We start from the raw sequence: 19,312 nt of genomic DNA, 5'->3' as shown, positions 1-19,312 counted from the left end.
AACTTAGTAGCGGGAACCGGACTCGAACCGATGACCTTCGGGTTATGAGCCCGACGAGCTACCTACTGCTCCATCCCGCGATATTGGATTGCAAATATACGACTATTTTTTAAAAACCCTAATTTTTCTTTTAAATAAAGGACTTTTATGAAAACTATTTTATTATTTGTATCTTTGTTTTATGGCAAAAATACTTAAAATTTACCCTGACAACCCTCAGGAAAATCTTGTGAATGAGGTTATTAAAACCTTAAAAAATGGCGGATTGATTATCTATCCTTCTGACACGATTTATGCCTTAGGATGTAATATTTTTGATATAAAAGCCATGGAAAAGCTCGCCCAGATAAAGAAAGTAAAGCTGGAAAAGTCTAAATTCTCTATTATCTGTAATGATTTAAGCCATCTTTCTGATTTTACAAGACCTGTTGACACTTCTGTTTTCAGGTTTCTGAAAAGCCATCTTCCGGGACCGTTTACCTTTATTCTTGATGCCAATAAGAGTCTTCCTTTAGCCTATAAAAATCATAAAACAATCGGTATCCGTGTTCCTGACCACCCGATTCCACAGCTTATTGTTGAAAAACTGGGCCACCCCATCGCTTCAACGTCTATAAAGGATGATGATGAAATCATTGAATATTCTACAGATCCTGAACTGATCGCAGAAAAATACGATCATCTGGTAGATATTGTCATCGATTCCGGGTATGGAGATAATATAGCTTCTACTATTGTGGATCTTACTTCCGGAGAACCGGAGATTATCCGTCAGGGGAAAGGAATTATTTAATCGAAGTATTAATTGTAGAGAGTTAACTGCTGATCATTCGGAACATGAATTTAAACGGAAAATATGCACTAGGAATTCTTTTGACCTTTGTGCTTCTTGCCGCGGTGATGCTGTATGTTTTTCCGCTCATTTATTTCATCACGGGAATAAAGGCATTTAACGCTGCTAATTTCTTTTATACAAGAATCGCGCTCTGGACCGTGTTGGGATTGGTTTTTCTTTACAGTCTTTTCATCGAAAAAAATACTTTTCTGCTATGGAAAGATAAAAAATACTCAACCCTATTTTACATCAAAGCAGTCATTGCCTTGTATCTGATTTGTGCTTTCGGTAGTTCTTTTCTGAATCTTATCATTCAGCTTTTGACCCGGGAAGGGATGAGCAACAAACTGGCCCAGATCTCTTTGGTTTTTAAAAATAATTATCTGTTGATCATCTTTACCTGCTTTACTGCAGGCGCTGTGGAAGAATTTCTGATGCGGGGATATATTCAGCCGAGAATTGAAAAAATATACAATAGCCCGTACGTTGGCATTATTGGTTCTGCCGCCTTATTCGGGATTTTGCACAGCACATACGGAACGATCGGACAGGTAGTCATTCCTTTCTTTATCGGAACCGTTTTTGCTTTGTTTTATAAAAAATATTCAAATATTAAGATTCTGATCATCTGCCACTGTATGTATGACTTGGTGTCTATGATGATTCTGAATTTTATTGACATTAAACATTTATCTGCATTCTAAACATTATGAAAATTATAACTTCTCCAGCGAAACTGATGAACGTTGAGAATTCAACCGACTTACTGAGATCTACAACTCCGAAATTCATCGAAGAAGCTGCATTTATACAATCCTATTTAAAACATAAATCACCGAAATATCTTTCCGAACTCATGGAAATATCGCCAAAACTGGCTGATGAAAACTGGGAAAGAAACCAAAGATGGAAAAATAAACCTACAGCAAAAGAATCCGCTCCTGCGATGTTCACCTTTACCGGGGAAGTCTACAGAGGACTGGATGCCAAAACCCTGGACAAAAATGCTGTAGACTACTTACAGAAAAACTACAGAATGCTTTCCGGACTGTATGGTCTGCTGAAACCATCTGATAAAGTGATGCTTTACCGATTGGAGATGGGACGTCATTTCGAGTTTGATCAATACAAAAACCTGTACGAATTCTGGAGAGAAAAGATCACGGAACAGCTGAATTCTGAAATGAAAAAAGGCGAACTCCTTCTTCACCTGGCCAGTAACGAGTACGGAAAAGTAATTGACAGAAAAAAACTGAATCATCAGGTAATTGATTTTGAATTTTACGAACTGAAAGAAGGAAAACTGAAAACCATCGTTGTTTATACCAAACACGCAAGAGGTCTTGTGGTAAGATTCTGTGCAGAAACCAATGCCAAGACCCTGAATGACGTAAAAGCATTCAACTACGATAGATACAGGATCGATGAGGGAAAATCTACGGACACAAAACTGGTTTTCACAAGATAAATGACAATATCAGCATTTAAAAAACATTTTAAAACTGAACTTTCCGAACTGTATACTGATTCGGAAAGTGCTTTTTTATCTGCCGTTTTTATACAGAAAATAGTGGGTTTCGATTCATTTCATCAGAGAAGATTTTCGGAGCAGGAACTTCTTATTGATGATGAAAAGCAGCTAATTCAAATTGTTTCCGATTTAAAAACAGGCAGACCTTATCAGCAGATTCTGGGAGAAACTGAATTTTACGGTATGCATTTTTTCGTGGATGAACATGTCCTGATTCCACGTCCTGAAACAGAGGAACTCCTTGAAATTGCGATTCAAAAGATTCATGATTCAGAACTTCCTGTTCAGGGTTTAAGAATTTTGGATATCGGAACCGGAAGCGGTGTCATTCCGTTAGTTTTAAAAAAGCATTTCCCGGAAGCGGAAATTTCTTCCATTGATTTTTCTGAAAAAGCTTTGGAAACGGCTAGGCGAAACGCGGAACATCATCAGCTGGAAATCAATTTTATTCTTGGTGATTATCTCAACTTCAAATTAGTGGAAAGTTATGATATTATTATCTCCAATCCGCCGTACATAGGAATTGAAGAAGAAACCGATATAGCTGATTCTGTCAAGGAATTTGAGCCTAAAATGGCACTTTTCTCCCCTGTTCAGGATGCCTTGATCTTCTATCGGAAAATTGCGGAAGATGCTCAGCAATATTTGAAAGATAATGGCCTTTTATTTTTGGAAATCAATCAAAAGCTCGGTCCTGAAACCCTTGAATTATATGCTGATTATTTTTCTGAAGCCGAACTCATCAAAGATTTATCTGAAAACGACCGCTTTGTTGTTGGAAAGAAATAAGTAATTTTATCTACTTAATCCATACCTCTATGCGGACCTCCCTATTCAGTCTACTGCTCGGCTTTATCTTTATTGTGCAGCTTTCATCGTGTGAGAAAGCCCTAAATAATACGGTCAAAAGTTATTATGACAAAGGAGAATTCAACGGTTCTGTTTTAGCTGTAAAAAATGGTAAAACAGTTTATGATACCGCGTTAGGACTCAGCAATATGAAGAAAAATATAAAGTTGGAAAAAACGACTCCGATTTATATTGCCTCATTAAGCAAGCCTTTTACCGCAGCTTCGGTTATGATTCTGCAACAGAAAGGACTGCTGAATTATGAAGATAAAGCATCAAAATACATTGAGCTGCCTGCATATGCCCAAAATGTAAGCATCAGACAGCTTTTAAATCATACTTCAGGAATAAAAGATTGCGAATCGATTATTTTCAGCAAAAAAGGACTGACCAATCTGGATGTGTTGAGCTGGCTGAATGGTCTCGACAAACTGCAATTTCCATCAGGAAGCAGGTTTGAATACAGCAACAGCGGTTTCATTATCCTGTCATTGATCATTGAAAAAGTTTCAAAACAGTCTTATGGAACCTTTCTCAGTGAACATATTTTTGTTCCGCTGGGAATGAAAAATACCTGGGTATATGATTCCTCAACTGCCGATAAAAACAGAGCCACAGGCTACAGTAAAGAAAAACGGCTGGATGATTATTCAATTCTAACGACCGGAGATGGCGGTATCTACTCCACTCCCGAAGATTTGTACCTATTTGATCAGGCATTAAGGAGTTTCAAACTGATTAATAAAAGCAATACGGATCTTATGTACACTCCCGCTAAACTGTCCGACGGAAAAATTTCCAACTACGGTTTCGGATGGTTTATTGAAGAATCTGATAGAGGAAAAACCGTAAGTCACACGGGTGGTCTGAGCGGTTTCCGAGCGATATTCTGGAGAGATCTGAATAGTAACAGCTGCATCATAGCATTGACCAATCAGGGGGATGCATTTCCACTGGCTGATTTTTTAAAAGATCTGAAAAGAACCCTACAATAAAACCGTATGCAGATCAAATCTCACGACATTAATAGTATTAAAATCGCAGAAGTTGTTTCTGGCGAAATCATTATCAAATCCGCTCAGGATGGGCTAGATCTTCTCGGAGACATTTATTATCAGGGTTTTGATAAGGTGATTATTTATGAGGAAAACATCATCCCCGAATTCTTTGACCTGAAAACAAAGATAGCCGGAGATATCCTGCAAAAATTTTCCAATTACCGCATAAGCCTTGCCATTGTAGGAGATTTTGAAAAGTATCCGGGAAAAAGCATCAGGGATTTCATTTTTGAAAGCAATAAAACGAGACACATCAGCTTTACGGGAACGCTGGAAGAGGCTTTGGAAAGGCTGGGAAGGTGAATAAAAAATTAAATTTTCATCCCTGAAATAATTGTGGGATCATTTGCGTTATACATTCAATTTAAGATTTTATTAACAAAATGATCAGAAAAATTGTTCTCGCCGCTGCCACTGCATTAAGCTGTTCTCTTACTGCTCAGGAATTCGCCACTTATAAAAATGGTTTCATTTATGGTGAAGAAACGATGAATAAGCTGGGGAAAATTGTTGATTCACTCAATCTAAAATACAAAACCTGTGATCTGAACCAGGTTTTTTATTCCAAACTACAAACCAAAGGTTATTCTGTCAAGCTAAAGTCCGGCTCTATTACCCAGGCTAAAAAAGATATGGATCTGAATATTTCATTTGATGATTTTATTAAGAAATATCCGGAAGCAGTAGTTAAAAAGGATCTTTTACTGATCAAGTCCAAAACAATAAATTACAGAGATAAGGAGATAACAGAAATAAGAGAATTGTCTGTTAATGATGATGACGAGATGGAAATAGAAACTCCATATAAAAAAGAACTGGACACCAAGCCTGTAAAAAATAAATGGGTGTATTCTTACAGCGAAAAAAAATCATATTCCGGAGAATCTATTGAAGCTTTTTACTTTTTGGATAATTTTAAAAGTATTCCCCTGGCTCCAAAATATTCAAGACAGATCATCTATTCCGACTGTCTCATTGATACTTCTTCTTCCAAATTTAAAAAAGACGCCAAACGAGGAGAATTTCCCAATGAGATTCCCAAAAACTGGAGAAAACTATCTAAAACTGAGAAAGAAAAACTGCTTGATGAGCTTAGGTCTGTGCAGGTTGTAGGATCATGCAGTCAGGATGAATCTCCAAGAGTTCAGGGCGTATATCTGGCTTTGCTATCTGCAGAAACGGCTAACTGGCCGGTTTTCCTTAAATCTCATCTGGATATTATGAACGACAGGTTTGAAAGAGCATCAGATGCTGGCTACGCCAGAGAAAGACGGCAGACCTACATCAAAGAACTTGAAACACTTAACATCAATGTTCCCGATCTTATTTTAGGGACCTCCTTCAGAATGGAAAACCCCGCCAACAATCATTATTATGCCAGTATTTCAAGATCAGGAAGAGCGGTTGCCGAATCTAAAGACCGGAAACTGTTTCTATCTCAGCTTCTTTCTATGATGGGCGATGAAACGCTGGATGATTATAACAGGATCATATCCTATTTTTTCTATGTGAACTGCAATCATTACATTAAAAATGAAAGAGAGAAAAAGATCAACAATATAAAGCTGATGAGCGCTGTACAAAAGCTTCCCAAATATCTTGCGGATCAAATTAAACCGGAAAAAATCTAAGAAATATTTTCTTATTTATGTTTCTGTAGAGAAAAATTAACCACGGACAACACCAATTTTCAAAGATATTTTCACAAATTAAACCTGTGAAATTTTGATGTATAAAATTTCTTTTGTCATCGGCTAAGAGAACATAGATAGACAGCACATTTTATATCTCTCGGCCTATCTTAACTTCGTTATTTTTCCTTTCAAAAAAGCGGATCGCATCTTCAACGGCTTTATCAATAGGCTGATACCGGATTCCCAATTCTTCTGAGGATTTTCGGTTCGAGTAAAAATTATTGATTCTCAAAGCTTTCATATTGGGAGAACTCAGGCTCGTTTTTATCTTCAGTTTTCTCAGGAAGTCTCCGATCATTCCCAGCATCGCCAGCCCGGCATCCGGAATTGGAATCATGATGGGAGTCTGTCCCGTGATGGTATTTATTTTTCCAAAAAACTCTTTGTAGGTGAGGTTTTCATTGGCCAGCAGATATTTTTCACCGTTTTTCCCTATTTCAACGGCTTTGATAATTCCTTCGGCAGCATCTTCAGCATGAACAAAGTTTTTTCCGCCTTTCGGATAGAAAACAAGCTTCTTTCTCCAAGTCCAAAAAATGATTTTCCCAGAGCTTGGCTTGCGGTCGTAGGCCCCGATCATGAAAGTCGGGTTTACAATAACCACTTTTGTTCCCCGGTTCTGCTGAAGAAGGTAATTCTCGGTTTCCAGTTTGCTTTGAGCGTAATACGAATGGGTAAACGGATAAATCTGAGGTGCTTTTTCACTTCCCCAGACGGCAGAACTCCCATATCCCAAAGTATTCGCTGTACTCACAAACAGAAATTTCTCCGCTCCAGCCGCTGCAGCCTGCGCAAACAGATGAACAGCAGCGTCGTAATTCGTTTTTTTGTAATCTTCATAATACAGCAGATCCTGACTGGTTTCCGCAGCAATATGAATCACAGCATCCACATCCTGCAGATAGTCTGAAATATCCGAGAACAGGTCTCCTTCTACGAGTCTGAGATTTTCATTTTCTTCGCCCATCCAGCTGCTTTTCTTGCGCACCAGAGCAGTAACAGTATAATCATATTGTAGTAATTTAATAACGGTATTGGCACCCAGAAGCCCTGTGGCTCCGGTCACGAAAACTTTTTTCATGCTTCAATTTCTTTTTTTATGGCACTGGTCATCAGAGGCAGCTTGATCCATATCGGCAGGATCTTCATGATCAGCCAGCTTATGGGATTCACCATAATAACGGAATCTTTTTTGAAAAGTTGCCTGATGCAGTAAGCTGCCACTTTATTCGGATCCAGTAGGGTAAGTTTTCCTAAAATACCCTGCTTTTCTATTCTTTTGCAAACGTCGATGTTCGTTTTCATCGCACCGGGATTCACAACGCTTACAAAAACGTTGGTATCTTTCAGCTCTTCATGCAGCCCTCTTGAGAACGAATGGATAAAGGTTTTGGAGGCCGGATACACTGTTTTGAAGCCTATCGGAGAAAACGCAGCCATGCTGGATACATTTAAAATATAGGCTTTCGGCTGTCTTAATAAATTTGGCAACAGCTGATGAGTGATCAGTGAGGTGGCGGCTACATTCACCTGTAAAATCGTGTTGATATAAGATGGCGATGCATCTACAAACTTTTTGGTCCCGCCAAGTCCGGCATTATTGATTAATATATGAATCTCAAAAGACTGATTCAGCCATTCTGTAAGTTTCATGACATTTTCATTCACGGAAAGGTCTACTTCATAGAAATGGGCTTTGATCTGATAAGTCTCTTCAAGCCGGTGAGCCAGTTCTCTTAAATGTTGTCCGGGAAGACTTACCAGAACGACATTGATATTTTTACTGGCCAGGTTTTCAGCAAATGCTTTTCCCAGTCCCTGACTTGCTCCCGTCACTACAGCATATGATTCTTTGGTGTCCATAAAACAATTTTATGGTACAAAGCTATCCTGAAATGCCCCTCCCAATGTTCAGGATTATCTGAGTGAACCTATTTTTAAATCAAAAATAAATTAACACAACCATATGAAATACAGGTAGTTATTTAAATCAGGACGTTAAAATTTATAAACCCGAACCATTTTTATACTCGGAAGGAGTCTGATCGGTCAGTTTTTTAAACGTGGTGTTGAAAGAAGTTTTGGAATTGAAGCCGGATTCGTAAGCGATGCCCAAAATCGAAAGTTTGCTCTGAGTATCTTTCAGTAGGTTCTTGGCATACGCAATTCTGTATTCATTCACATACTGGAAAAAATTTTTTTTAAATCCGGTATTGATCACGTAAGACAGATGATGTGTGGAAATAGACAGAAGTTCTGAAAGACGGATCAGGTTCAGTTCGCTGTCAAGATAAGGTTTTTGTTTACCCATTATTTCTTCAAGCTGGCTTTTGATCTTGAGCAGTTCTTCATCAGAGATCAGTTTTTTCTTCACTTCTTCCGTATCCGGATCTTCATCGATTGATATCAATTCTTCACGCTGTTTTTCTTCCAAAGGATAAATTTCTTTCTGTTTTAAAGAATAATATCCCACAAAATAAATAACCAGCAGAAAAGCTCCGTTAATGAAAAAATTTAAGGCCGTGGAATCATACGATAAATTATAAACTACGTAGGCAATATTGATAATGAAAATAATAATCGTGATATATTCCAGCCAGTTCAGATTGATCCCTTCCGTATTGGCGGAAAACTGCTGAATTCTTTTCTTGTGTTTCCGGATGGTGAAGTAGGAAAGACCGGTATAGAATAAGGCCTGGAAAAGGATTAATCCGATAAAGATAACATTAAAAATGGTATTATCCTTAAATCCGCCGAACCGCTGTAGCAGAATATTGATCCAAAAGATGACAGGCAGAATCAGATATTTAAGATCTGTAATTTTAAATTTAAATGAAGGATTTGTGTAAAATAGCACGCTGAAATAGAACATGATCGGTGTCAGAAACTGTATAATCTGGACAGAAATGATGGAATGAACCTCCACTTGTGAATCTGTGACAAGCGTCAGGACTTCATCCAGCCAGAAACTTGACCATAAAAAAAGAAATATGCCGAACCAGAAATTGGCTTTTCTGTTGACCCGCAAAGGATTGGACAGTTTCAGTAAAGAAAGCAAAACCAATGAACCATAGATTAATACAACGATGAAACGGTTTAATTCTGATGTGTTCATTGGTTTTGATATTTTAAGTAAAGATAGCTTTTATCCTATTCTCTTTCTTACAAAAATTTCGTAGCCCAGATAAATCAACGGCAGCGACATAATTCCCAGATAAAGCGCATTGTGCATCGCCGTATCCGGAGCCATAACTACCGCATACACTAATCCGAAGAATGCTCCTCCAAGGTGTGCCGCATGGCCGATATTATCCTGCTGTCTCGGATTCATCATCATATATACGGAATATCCGAAATACAACAGTCCGAAAATATATCCTTTAATCGGAATTGGAATAAAGAAGATGTAGATTCCGATATCAGGAATCATTGCTATGGAAGCAAATAATATCCCTGAAACGCCTCCACTCGCTCCTACTGCGGAATACCAAGGTTGTTTCTGGTAAATATAAAGTGAGAGAAAATTCCCCAGCAATATAGACCCCAGATAGACAATCGCGAAACCTATATTTCCGAAAGCCTGAATAACAATAGGTCCAAAGAAATACAGTGTCATCATATTAAACACCAGGTGCATGATGTCCGCATGCAAAAATCCTGATGAAATCAGACGGATGTACTCTTTTCTATGCAGAATAGGTCCTACACTGAATTTATATTTTTCGGTAATACCCGGATTGTTGAAGGCAACAAAACTGATAATGGCCGTAATGATGATAAATACGATTAGAATATTCATAGGTTTAATGCTTAATTTTCTGGTTCACCGCTTTCAAACAGATCCCCGATTACAGTCCGGTCGTCATCCACAATACCGTCCCCGGTTTCCGGCTCTTCATATACTTCCGGCTCCTCTTCTACGGGCTCCGGGATACTTATATTAATGGTTTTTACTTTAAATTTAGTAAACTGATTTCCGATCGCTTTGATTCCTTTTACAGTAATGAATTCATCCAGATGTATGATTTCAGAATCGCGGTCCTTGCCTTTATCTTTAGCAAAAATAATTTCTGCGGATGCACCATTCGCTACAATTACGTTTTCAATGAATGATTTCGGGTGTTCCGAAGGCATAAAAGTCTGCAGATTCACCGTATTTTCCAGCAGGAACCTCTTGATGAAATACATGTCTTTTTCTCCATCGTAATAGATGCAGGACACCGGCTGTTGCGGCTTCCACTTTTCCAGAACCAGATATTCATCATCGAAACGGTTTCCTAGATCGAAAGAAACGAGTTTTACTTCGCCGTTTGTATTGATGGTAAGGATTCTGTCGTCTCCTTTGAAGTTTCCTAAAAGAGTTCCTCTTCCATCTGCATTCAGTCTTCTCACGGTATCATCAAACCAGATTCTTCTTGGGGCCAGTGTAGAAACGCCTTCCTCTTTCATATCCACCTTTTTCACAGAATATTTGGTCACCAGATTTCCTTTGGAATCTCTTCCTTTGATCGCAAGATCGGAGAAATCGATTTCCATTTTGTTTTTCCTGATCCTTGGATTCGGTTTTAAAAGCACCGTTACGGTTTCTGCTTCACCATTAGGATTGGCAGAGAAATACAGGACTTCAGAGCCTTTTTTATCGGAAGCCAGCGGATAATCTGTGTTTCGGGTTACCGCCGTTACAGAGAAACGCTTCATATAGTAAGGTCCGGCGCTGCCTTCGCGGTAGATCATATTGTAGACCGTCCTTTTGTCGTTTTTCTTCCATATGGCTACGCTCAGAAGGTCTTTTCCGACGAATGTTTTCGCATCCACCTTGACCACCTTCATGGTTCCGTCTTTTCTGAATATAACGATATCGTCAATATCCGAACAGTCAAACAGATACTGATCTTTTTTCAGCGATGTTCCGATAAAGCCTTCCTCGAAATTGGCATAGAACTTTTCATTGGCCACGGCTACTTTTGTTGCATCAATGGTATCAAAAATTCTAAGCTCAGTTTTTCTCTGTCTGTCTTTTCCGTATTTCTTCTGAATATTTAAATAGTAATCAATCGCGTAAGGAATCAGATGGACAAGGTTGTATTTTACCTGTTCTATTTTGCCTTCAAGGGCAGCAATATTTTCTTTAAATTTATCTAAATCGAATCTTGAAATTCTCTTGATCCTGATCTCGGTCAGTTTTAAAATATCTTCCTCCGTTACTGCTCTTAAAAGATGCTTGGTATGTGGTTCTAAACCTTTATCAATCGTCTTAATAACATCTTCCCAAGTCTTTACTTCTTCAATATCATGATAGATCCTGTTCTCGATAAAGATTCTTTCCAGGGAAGAAAAATGCCAGCTCTCCTGAAGCTCGTGAAGTTCAATTTCAAGTTCTTTTTTAAGTAAAGAAACCGTATGCTCCGTATTCATTATCAGGATATCGGAAACATTCATGAACATCGGTTTGTCACCTACGATGACACACGCATTCGGAGAAATCGTCACCTGACAGTCTGTAAATGCATACAGTGCATCAATGGTTTTATCCGGCGACACATCGTTATGAAGATGAACCAGGATCTCTACGGTATCTGAAGTATTATCTTCAATCTTTTTGATCTTGATTTTTCCCTTTTCGTTGGCCTTCAGGATAGAATCGATCAGGTCGCTTGTGTTTTTTGAGAAAGGAAGTTCAGAGATCACCAGCATGTGTTTGTCGGTGTGGGTAATTCGGGCTCTCGCTCTTACTTTACCGCCTCTATGTCCGTCATTATATTCTGAAACATCAAGATATCCCGCCGTCAGAAAATCCGGAAAGAGCTCAAATTTCTTTCCTTTCAGATGGGCAACGGATGCATTGATCAGTTCATTAAAATTATGCGGAAGGATTTTTGTGGAAAGTCCTACCCCAATCCCTTCCACTCCCTGTGCAAGAAGTAATGGGAATTTAACGGGAAGATCAATCGGTTCGTTATTTCTGCCGTCATAGGATTTTGACCATTCCGTAGTTTTTGGATTAAAGACCACTTCCAGTGCAAAAGGCGTCAGCCTGGCTTCGATATATCTTGCCGCCGCCGCAGAGTCTCCCGTATAGATATTCCCCCAGTTTCCCTGAGTATCTATCAGAAGTTCTTTCTGCCCGATCTGTACCATGGCATCAGTAATGGAAGCATCTCCGTGAGGGTGATACTTCATGGTATTCCCTACGATATTGGCTACTTTGTTGTAACGGCCATCTTCCAGTTCCCGCATAGAGTGCATGATCCTTCTCTGAACGGGCTTGAGCCCATCATAAACGGAAGGGATTGCTCTATCCAGAATTACATAGGAAGCATAATCCAGAAACCAGTCTTTATAAAGTCCTGAGACTTTTTTCAAGCTCTCACCTTCGTGCGAGTTTTCTTCTGTCGTCATCTGTTTTTAATCATTTTTCTCTTCATTAGCTTTCACTACTTTATTCAGAGAGAGTTTTAAATCGTTAACTTCTTTTTGGCTCAAATAAGATATTTCATATTTAAGTATGGTAGAACCGCTGTTTTTACTTGAGATAGTGATGTATAATCTTTTGATAAAGAATACCCTTATGATCTCGTACCTCATTAATTTATACTTCGGAAATTCGTCATGAAGAGGCCTGTCCAAAAAAGGAATGATGTTCCTGTTTTTAAAATTCAGTGCTTCTCCGTCACTATCATATTCGAAGATCTGTCTGCCGTTCAGGTGAAAAGTCACCAGCAGTAAGATCGGAAGCATAAGAAGGATATAACTTTCCTTTCCTACAGCATGAAATCTGTACTCATTCAGCAAAAATGCGGCAATCCCAAATATGACCATCATCAGCAGTACCGTGTGTACAAAATTGTAAACTGAAGCTTTATTGCGGTTGCTAAGTCTCATTTTAGGTTTTTATGTTTATTAGTTTAGTTTTTTTTAACCTGCAGCCTCATCCAACACCTCCTTCTTCTCAATATCTGTATCTTCCACCACCAGGTTTTCAAGGATAAATACTTGTCTGTCCGGCGTATTTTTCCCCATATAGAATTCCAGCAGCTGGTCTATCGTCTGGTCTTTACCTATCACCACAGGTTCCAGACGGATATCTTTTCCGATGAAATGTTTAAACTCATCAGGAGAAATCTCTCCCAGTCCTTTAAATCGGGTAATCTCCGGATTTTTTCCAAGCTCATTCAGCGCTTTGATCCTTTCTGCTTCGCTGTAGCAGTATCTCGTTTCCTTTTTATTTCTTACCCTGAACAATGGGGTCTGAAGGATATAAAGGTGACCATTCTTGATCAGATCCGGGAAGAACTGAAGGAAGAATGTGATCATCAGAAGACGGATGTGCATACCATCCACATCGGCATCGGTAGAGATAATAACCTGGTTGTACCTTAAGTCTTCAAGGCTTTCTTCAATATTCAAAGCGGCCTGCAGAAGATTGAATTCTTCATTCTCGTACACCACCTTTTTTGTCAGTCCGTAGCAGTTCAAGGGCTTTCCTTTCAGTGAGAATACAGCCTGAGTTTCTACGTCCCTGGATTTTGTGATGGATCCGGATGCGGAATCTCCCTCGGTAATGAAGATCTGGGTTTCTCCTTTTCTTTCGTTTTTCTGATCGTTATAATGCTGTCTGCAGTCCCTTAATTTTTTGTTGTGCAGAGATACTTTTTTAGCTCTTTCCCTGGCCAGCTTTTGGATTCCCGAAAGTTCTTTACGTTCTCTCTCGGAGATCATGATCTTTCTCTGGATCGCTTCAGCTATTTCAGGATTTTTATGAAGGAAATTATCCAGCTTGCTTTTCAGGAAATCAATGATAAAAGTCCTTACGGTAGGTCCGTTCGGGCCCATATCATTAGATCCCAGTTTTGTTTTGGTCTGGGATTCAAATACAGGTTCTTCCACGTTGATGGAAATAGCTGCTATAATTGATTTTCTGATGTCTGAAGCATCAAAGTTTTTATTGAAAAATTCGCGGATCGTCTTTACATACGCTTCACGGAAAGCATTAAGGTGTGTTCCTCCCTGCGTGGTATTCTGTCCGTTAACGAAAGAGAAATACGTTTCCGTCTGCGATTTGTCTGAATGGGTGATCGCCAGTTCTATATCCGTATCTTTCAGGTGAATGATGGAGTACAGAATTTCGTTTTCCATCTCTTCTTCCAAAAGGTCTTTCAATCCGTTTTCAGAATAATAGGTCTCGCCGTTGAAAATAATTTTCAGTCCGGGATTCAGATATGCGTAGTTACGCAGCATCTTTTCTATATACTCTTTTCTGTATTTGAAATGAAGGAAGATTTCTCCGTCAGGAACGAAGGAGATCTCCGTACCATTGCGGTCTGAAGTATCTTTTTCTTCATAATCTTCCGTGATGATTCCTCTGCAAAACTCCGCCATCTTCATTTTTCCTTCACGAAAAGATCGTACACGGAAATATTCTGAAAGAGCATTCACAGCTTTGGTACCCACCCCGTTTAATCCTACAGATTTCTTGAAGGCTTTGCTATCATACTTTCCTCCCGTATTCATTTTAGAAACGGCATCTACTACCTTTCCCAGCGGGATTCCACGGCCAAAGTCACGGATACTGACTTTCCCGTCGTCCACTTTTATTTCAATTCTTTTCCCTGATTTCATTCTGAACTCATCAATGGAGTTGTCCAGAATTTCTTTCAGCAAAATGTAAATACCGTCGTCCGCAGAGGAGCCGTCTCCGAGTTTCCCGATGTACATTCCGGGGCGCAGACGGATGTGTTCCTGCCAGTCGAGGGTTCTGATATTATCTTCGGAGTAGATTGGATTTATTTCTTGTGACATATATGATTTCAGCAAACATACAAAAGTACGAAATTGTACAAAATTATCCGAATTTTTTCAATTCGATTTTTTCTAATATTCAACCTTAAACTTTGCATTATTATTAATCAAATTATATATTTACAATATTATTCAATATCATGTGAAAAAAATAATCATTTTCCACTTATTTTCTTTCATTTTGTTATCCTCATCATTATTTTTTGCGCAGATTCCCGGAATGGTCAACTATAATGAAGAAGATGGCCTGAACAACTCATATACCTACTCGCTCAGTCAGGATCCCTCCGGACTTATCTGGATAGGAAGTGATAACGGATTGTTCCGCTTTGACGGAAAGGAATTTAAACATTTTAACAATAAACATGGTCTCAAAAATATAGAAGCTTTATCCTGCGTTCCTTTATCCAACGGGGAAATTTTTGTTGCTCCTTTTCTGAATGACTTTGCGTACCTGAAAAACGGGAAGGTCATCAATTCGGATATGAATAGCGAACTGAAAAAAATACAGCTCACTCATAATCCTGACTACTATATTGATGGTAGCTCCCTGTATTTATACTCGACTTACAATCCTAACCAGATCTATTTCTACAAAAATGGGAAAATAAACAGAATTCCTGTGAACCTTAATGTAAAATCAGGAGATGAATATTATTCTTTTGGTCTGAACATACCTGATCACGTTTTTTACCTTTTTAACCAGTATCATGGCGGAAAAGTAATGGCCTATGACATCATCAGTAAAAAGAAAACGGATTGCAATATTTCTGTCAGTAAAAGCACATTCATCCTTAGAAAGGGGGATATTTTTGTTTTCAGAAATAAAAGAAATATTGATGTCTATAAACTACATCATCAATTTTATTTTAAAAAAATTAAAAGTTATAAGGCACAGCAAAATGTAGACAGGCATATTATAGACAGTAAATACCGGCTCTGGCTATGTCTGGAAGAAGGCGGAATTCTTTACTTCAAAGAGTCACTGCTGGAAGATGGTGAACTCTCCAACCCTGTAAAAATGATGGAAAACTACATCATCAGTGACATTCTGATAGATAAGGACAACAATACCTGGTTTTCTACCCGCAACAATGGTCTTTTTTTCATTGCCGATCGATTCTTTAAAAACTATATGCAGCTTCCTATCAAGAATAATTCGTCATACATCACAGTCATTGCCAGAAATAATCACGACATCTATCTGGGATACAATGAAGCGAAAAGCGGTATTTATCATAACGGAAGAGTTACTGACCTTGTTTTCGAAAAAAATATTAAAATAGAGCATAAAGCTATTTTTGCAGAAGGAAATACCGTTATATTCGGGCTTACCAGAATGCTTTTCCAGTACAATACAAAAATCAAAGAAAAGCACATGCTAAACAGTTTTGTTCTGAAGAATATAGTCCCTTATACACCGGGATCTATTCTCCTGTGTACATCAGACGGTATTATTTCCTACAATTATCACACAAGAAAATACATGGATGTTCTGAGTAAGGAAAGAATCTATACTGCCCTGCCTTACACCAATGACAGTCTGTTTGCAGGAAATTTTAAAGACCTTTACAAAGTGAGCACAGTCACAAAAAAGAAAACCCTGTTTCTGGAAGGATATTATTTCACAGATATCAAGAAACTCAGAGATAATCTGTACGCCGGAGCCACTAATCTGAATGGGATTGTTCTTTTTGATAATACCCGGATCATCAGAAAAATTACGGAAAGTACAGGATTGACTAACGGTCAGATCAAAAAAATAGAAGTAGAAAATAAAAATACATTCTGGGCAAGCACCAATTACGGGCTTAGCAGAATAGAACTTAAAGGCGATGATGTAAAGATCAATAATTTCACACAGACAGACGGTCTTCCATCCAATACGGTGGCCGGATGTGTGATATCCGGTGATACCATCTTTGTAGGAACATCCAAGGGTCTGGGAATTCTTTCCATTAAAAATCTGATGACACAGAAGAATTTTATCGACAAAAAAGTGATCATTAACTCTGTGATAGCCGGAGGAAAAGAAATTTTTGATACCCACCAGCCATTAATAGGACAAACTCCTGAAAACGATATCATATTCAATGTAAGTTTCCCCGACTTTACCTCTCAGGGGAAAATAAGCTACCGATATACCATTGAGGGGCTCAGTACAGGCTGGCAGACCAGCAGCTCACAGAAAATTGCATTCTATTCTCTGCCGCCCGGCAATTATACATTTAAAGTTTTCGGGATCGGATACAACGGGAAGCGTTCTTATGCACCTACTGAAGTCCATTTTGAGATTCGACCCAAATTCTGGCAGGCCTGGTGGTTCAAGACTATGATCATCAGTCTGGGTGCTGCTGCATTGTTTATTCTTATCACCGTCTATTTTCAGAAAAAAAGAAATAAAAAACTGGAGACGCTGTATTATGAAAAGAAGATCGCTGAGCTGGAACTACAGGCCATTAAAGCACAGATCAATCCGCATTTTATCTACAATTGTCTCAATTCCATTCAGTTTCTTCTGTACAAAAAGGATTATCAGGAAACGGAAAACTATCTGGAAATATTCGCTCAGATGATCAGAAAAACCCTGCATTATTCGGAGAAGACATTTATGCCGATCAAAGAGGAAGCAGAATATCTTACCCTGTATCTGAATATGGAAAAACTGAGATTGAAAGATCAGTTTGACTACTCTATCACGATATCTGAAAAAGTGAATGAAAATTGGGTCGTCCCATCTCTCTTGATCCAGCCTTTTGTGGAAAATGCCATCAAACACGGAATTGCCGGATTAACGGATAGAAAAGGAAACATTCAGGTTTCATTTGACCATACGGGAACTTCACTTAGTGTCATCATTGAAGACAACGGGATTGGCATCGGTAAAGGAAAACAAAAGAAAGCTGATTCTTTCGGGGTTAAATTATCTCAGAAAAGAATTGAAACATTCCGGCAGCTTTTTGAGACTCATATCCTGTTAGAAATTTATGATCTTTACGAAAAAGAACAAAGACCGGGAACGCAGATTAAACTTTATATAAAGCCTTATGAAAACCAAAATACAAGCATGCATCATTGATGACGAACAGGACGGAAGAGATTATATCGCCCTTCTGCTGGAGAATGAATTCCCTGAGATCCAGACGGCATTTCAGGCATCAAGCGTGGAGGAAGCCTATATTTATCTTTCTAAAAACGTTCCGGACATTATTTTTCTGGATGTGCAGCTGAAAGACGGTACCGCTTTCGATCTTCTTTCCAAATTCCGGGAAGTAGATGCCCAGATTATTTTCATTACCGCATTTGAAAATTTTGCGATCCAGGCCATCAAAAACAGTGCAGCTGATTATTTACTGAAGCCGATCAAAAAATTGGATTTCATTATCGCCGTTACTAAAGTTTTGGAAAACATGAAGAAAAGTAAAAATTCTTCAGCCGTTTCTCTGAATGAAAACAAGATCAGCCTTCCGACGCTTCAGGGTTTCAGATTGACCAACATCAGTGATATTATCCGTTGTGAAGCAGATTCCAGCTATACGACATTTTATTTAACGGATAAAACAAAGATCATTGTTTCCAAAACCCTGCATGAGTTTGAAGAACAGCTTTCGAAATATAATTTTTTCAGGATCCACCACAAGCATCTGATCAATCTTTTTCACCTTAAGGAATACATCAAAGGCAAAGGCGGTCAGGTAGTGATGGCAGACCATTCTGTTCTGGACGTTTCCGTTCGCAAAAAGAATGATTTCTTGCATAAAATTGAAAATTTAGAGTGAAAATTAAGGTGCAGAAGGATATTCCAGTTTTGTAATCATCTTTTTCAGCATTACAGGAACAATCAGCTGATGAAATGGGCGTACCGGCAGAAAATACAATATTCCCAACCAGTTGTGGTATTTGACAGTGGTTGAAATTGTTAAAGAATTTTCTTCGCTATTATTCTTTGCTTTATCGTAAAGAAGAGAAACCCGAAAATCCAGGTGTTTATCATTCTCACCCATGATAATTTCACAATCAGTCTTATCAAATATGGTGAGTATTCCGACCTGCTCTCCTACTTCAAGCTTAAGATTCTTCGGCTCTAAAGGTTTGCTTTTGTCTGCTCCGGTTTTCAGACCGAACATTTTAACGATGCTGTTCCTGAAAGCGAACATTTTCTTTCCCCATTGAGGAATGCTGGTGAAAAAAGTATTGCCGATCTCTGCTATACTGAAATTTCGTTCTCTATTCAACACTTCTCCTCTGAAACTGTCCGTATAGTCAAAAAATGCTTTTTCTTTTGACAAAACAGATGCTTCGGGTAATTCGGTCTTTTCAATTTTCATGGTACTGGCTTTTTGGTGATTTAGTTTCTATCATAACAAATGTAAGAGGCCTGCAATGAAAAAGAGATGAGCAATCTCAGTTTTACGCTAAAATATATTCCGGATTATTCTTTTAAAAGTTTTTCAGAAATCATTTAGGATCTACCGTGATGTCCTGGAGAATCCTTGATTATGTCAACAACAGATTGGAATACTATGATCCTGTTTTAAATAAAGCA

The 19,312-nt window shown here is 38.5% G+C and carries 17 protein-coding genes and 1 tRNA gene; 9 read left to right on the top strand and 9 right to left on the bottom strand.

The features are described from left to right. Positions 1-7 precede the first annotated feature (7 nt). Positions 8-80: transfer RNA gene (locus N0B48_RS19665), tRNA-Met, on the bottom strand. 101 nt (positions 81-181) lie between these two features. Between N0B48_RS19665 and N0B48_RS19660 the strand changes: the two genes are divergently transcribed. From N0B48_RS19660 to N0B48_RS19630, 7 genes are all read left to right on the top strand, one after another. Beyond that, positions 182-793, top strand: coding sequence for an L-threonylcarbamoyladenylate synthase (locus tag N0B48_RS19660; protein WP_259840764.1), 612 nt, complete (start codon positions 182-184; stop codon positions 791-793). A 44-nt stretch (positions 794-837) separates the two neighbouring features. Next, the gene (locus N0B48_RS19655) at positions 838-1,539 is read left to right on the top strand and encodes a CPBP family intramembrane glutamic endopeptidase (protein ID WP_259840762.1); all 702 of its coding nucleotides are present in this window, start codon (positions 838-840) and stop codon (positions 1,537-1,539) included. Between the two features lie 5 nt (positions 1,540-1,544). Further along, entirely contained in the window at positions 1,545-2,303 is a 759-nt protein-coding gene (gene yaaA / locus N0B48_RS19650; RefSeq protein WP_259840760.1) for a peroxide stress protein YaaA, read from the top strand. Then, positions 2,304-3,155, top strand: a complete 852-nt coding sequence (gene prmC, locus N0B48_RS19645) for a peptide chain release factor N(5)-glutamine methyltransferase (RefSeq protein ID WP_259840758.1) — start codon at positions 2,304-2,306, stop codon at positions 3,153-3,155. It abuts the gene before it with no gap. Positions 3,156-3,184: 29 nt separating this feature from the next. Further along, the gene (locus N0B48_RS19640) at positions 3,185-4,210 is read left to right on the top strand and encodes a serine hydrolase domain-containing protein (RefSeq protein ID WP_259840756.1); all 1,026 of its coding nucleotides are present in this window, start codon (positions 3,185-3,187) and stop codon (positions 4,208-4,210) included. 6 nt (positions 4,211-4,216) lie between these two features. Then, positions 4,217-4,576 (top strand): DUF4180 domain-containing protein, encoded by a 360-nt coding sequence (locus N0B48_RS19635; protein ID WP_259840754.1) that lies wholly within the window; start codon positions 4,217-4,219, stop codon positions 4,574-4,576. A gap of 80 nt (positions 4,577-4,656) precedes the next feature. After that, entirely contained in the window at positions 4,657-5,904 is a 1,248-nt protein-coding gene (locus N0B48_RS19630) for a hypothetical protein (protein WP_259840752.1), read from the top strand. Between the two features lie 151 nt (positions 5,905-6,055). On the opposite strand, the gene N0B48_RS19625 is transcribed toward N0B48_RS19630, so the two are convergent. The 7 genes from N0B48_RS19625 to N0B48_RS19595 all read right to left on the bottom strand — a co-directional run bounded on the left by N0B48_RS19625 (position 6,056) and on the right by N0B48_RS19595 (position 14,766). Continuing rightward, on the bottom strand, positions 6,056-7,048 hold the full coding sequence (locus N0B48_RS19625) for an NAD-dependent epimerase/dehydratase family protein (RefSeq protein ID WP_259840750.1): 993 nt from the start codon (positions 7,046-7,048) through the stop codon (positions 6,056-6,058). Continuing rightward, the gene (locus N0B48_RS19620; RefSeq protein WP_259840748.1) at positions 7,045-7,830 is read right to left on the bottom strand and encodes an SDR family NAD(P)-dependent oxidoreductase; all 786 of its coding nucleotides are present in this window, start codon (positions 7,828-7,830) and stop codon (positions 7,045-7,047) included. The genes N0B48_RS19625 and N0B48_RS19620 overlap by 4 nt, the downstream gene beginning before the upstream one ends. A 142-nt stretch (positions 7,831-7,972) precedes the next feature. After that, a complete protein-coding gene (locus N0B48_RS19615) occupies positions 7,973-9,082 on the bottom strand; it encodes a helix-turn-helix domain-containing protein (RefSeq protein WP_259840746.1) in 1,110 nt (369 codons plus the stop codon). A 30-nt stretch (positions 9,083-9,112) separates the two neighbouring features. After that, entirely contained in the window at positions 9,113-9,766 is a 654-nt protein-coding gene (locus N0B48_RS19610; RefSeq protein ID WP_259840744.1) for a rhomboid family intramembrane serine protease, read from the bottom strand. 11 nt (positions 9,767-9,777) lie between these two features. After that, a complete protein-coding gene (locus N0B48_RS19605) occupies positions 9,778-12,366 on the bottom strand; it encodes a DNA gyrase/topoisomerase IV subunit A (RefSeq protein WP_259840742.1) in 2,589 nt (862 codons plus the stop codon). A 6-nt stretch (positions 12,367-12,372) separates the two neighbouring features. Then, positions 12,373-12,849 carry a hypothetical protein gene (locus N0B48_RS19600; protein ID WP_259840740.1) on the bottom strand — a complete coding sequence of 159 codons (477 nt, stop codon included), beginning with the start codon at positions 12,847-12,849 and terminating at the stop codon, positions 12,373-12,375. 33 nt (positions 12,850-12,882) lie between these two features. Beyond that, positions 12,883-14,766, bottom strand: a complete 1,884-nt coding sequence (locus N0B48_RS19595; RefSeq protein ID WP_259840738.1) for a DNA topoisomerase IV subunit B — start codon at positions 14,764-14,766, stop codon at positions 12,883-12,885. 142 nt (positions 14,767-14,908) lie between these two features. Here N0B48_RS19595 and N0B48_RS22925 point away from each other — a divergent pair, with 142 nt between their 5' ends. Together N0B48_RS22925 and N0B48_RS19585 are read left to right on the top strand one after the other, a co-directional pair. Then, on the top strand, positions 14,909-17,845 hold the full coding sequence (locus tag N0B48_RS22925; RefSeq protein WP_259840737.1) for a sensor histidine kinase: 2,937 nt from the start codon (positions 14,909-14,911) through the stop codon (positions 17,843-17,845). Next, positions 17,814-18,545, top strand: a complete 732-nt coding sequence (locus N0B48_RS19585) for a LytR/AlgR family response regulator transcription factor (RefSeq protein WP_259840735.1) — start codon at positions 17,814-17,816, stop codon at positions 18,543-18,545. The genes N0B48_RS22925 and N0B48_RS19585 overlap by 32 nt, the downstream gene beginning before the upstream one ends. A gap of 3 nt (positions 18,546-18,548) precedes the next feature. On the opposite strand, the gene N0B48_RS19580 is transcribed toward N0B48_RS19585, so the two are convergent. Beyond that, entirely contained in the window at positions 18,549-19,094 is a 546-nt protein-coding gene (locus tag N0B48_RS19580) for a DUF2867 domain-containing protein (protein WP_259840733.1), read from the bottom strand. Positions 19,095-19,312 lie beyond the last annotated feature (218 nt).

The organism is Chryseobacterium herbae, from assembly GCF_025154075.1.
GTDB lineage: Bacteria > Bacteroidota > Bacteroidia > Flavobacteriales > Weeksellaceae > Chryseobacterium > Chryseobacterium herbae.
Note: the sequence above shows the minus strand (reverse complement) of the source record. Positions and strands in the feature narration are given on the sequence as shown.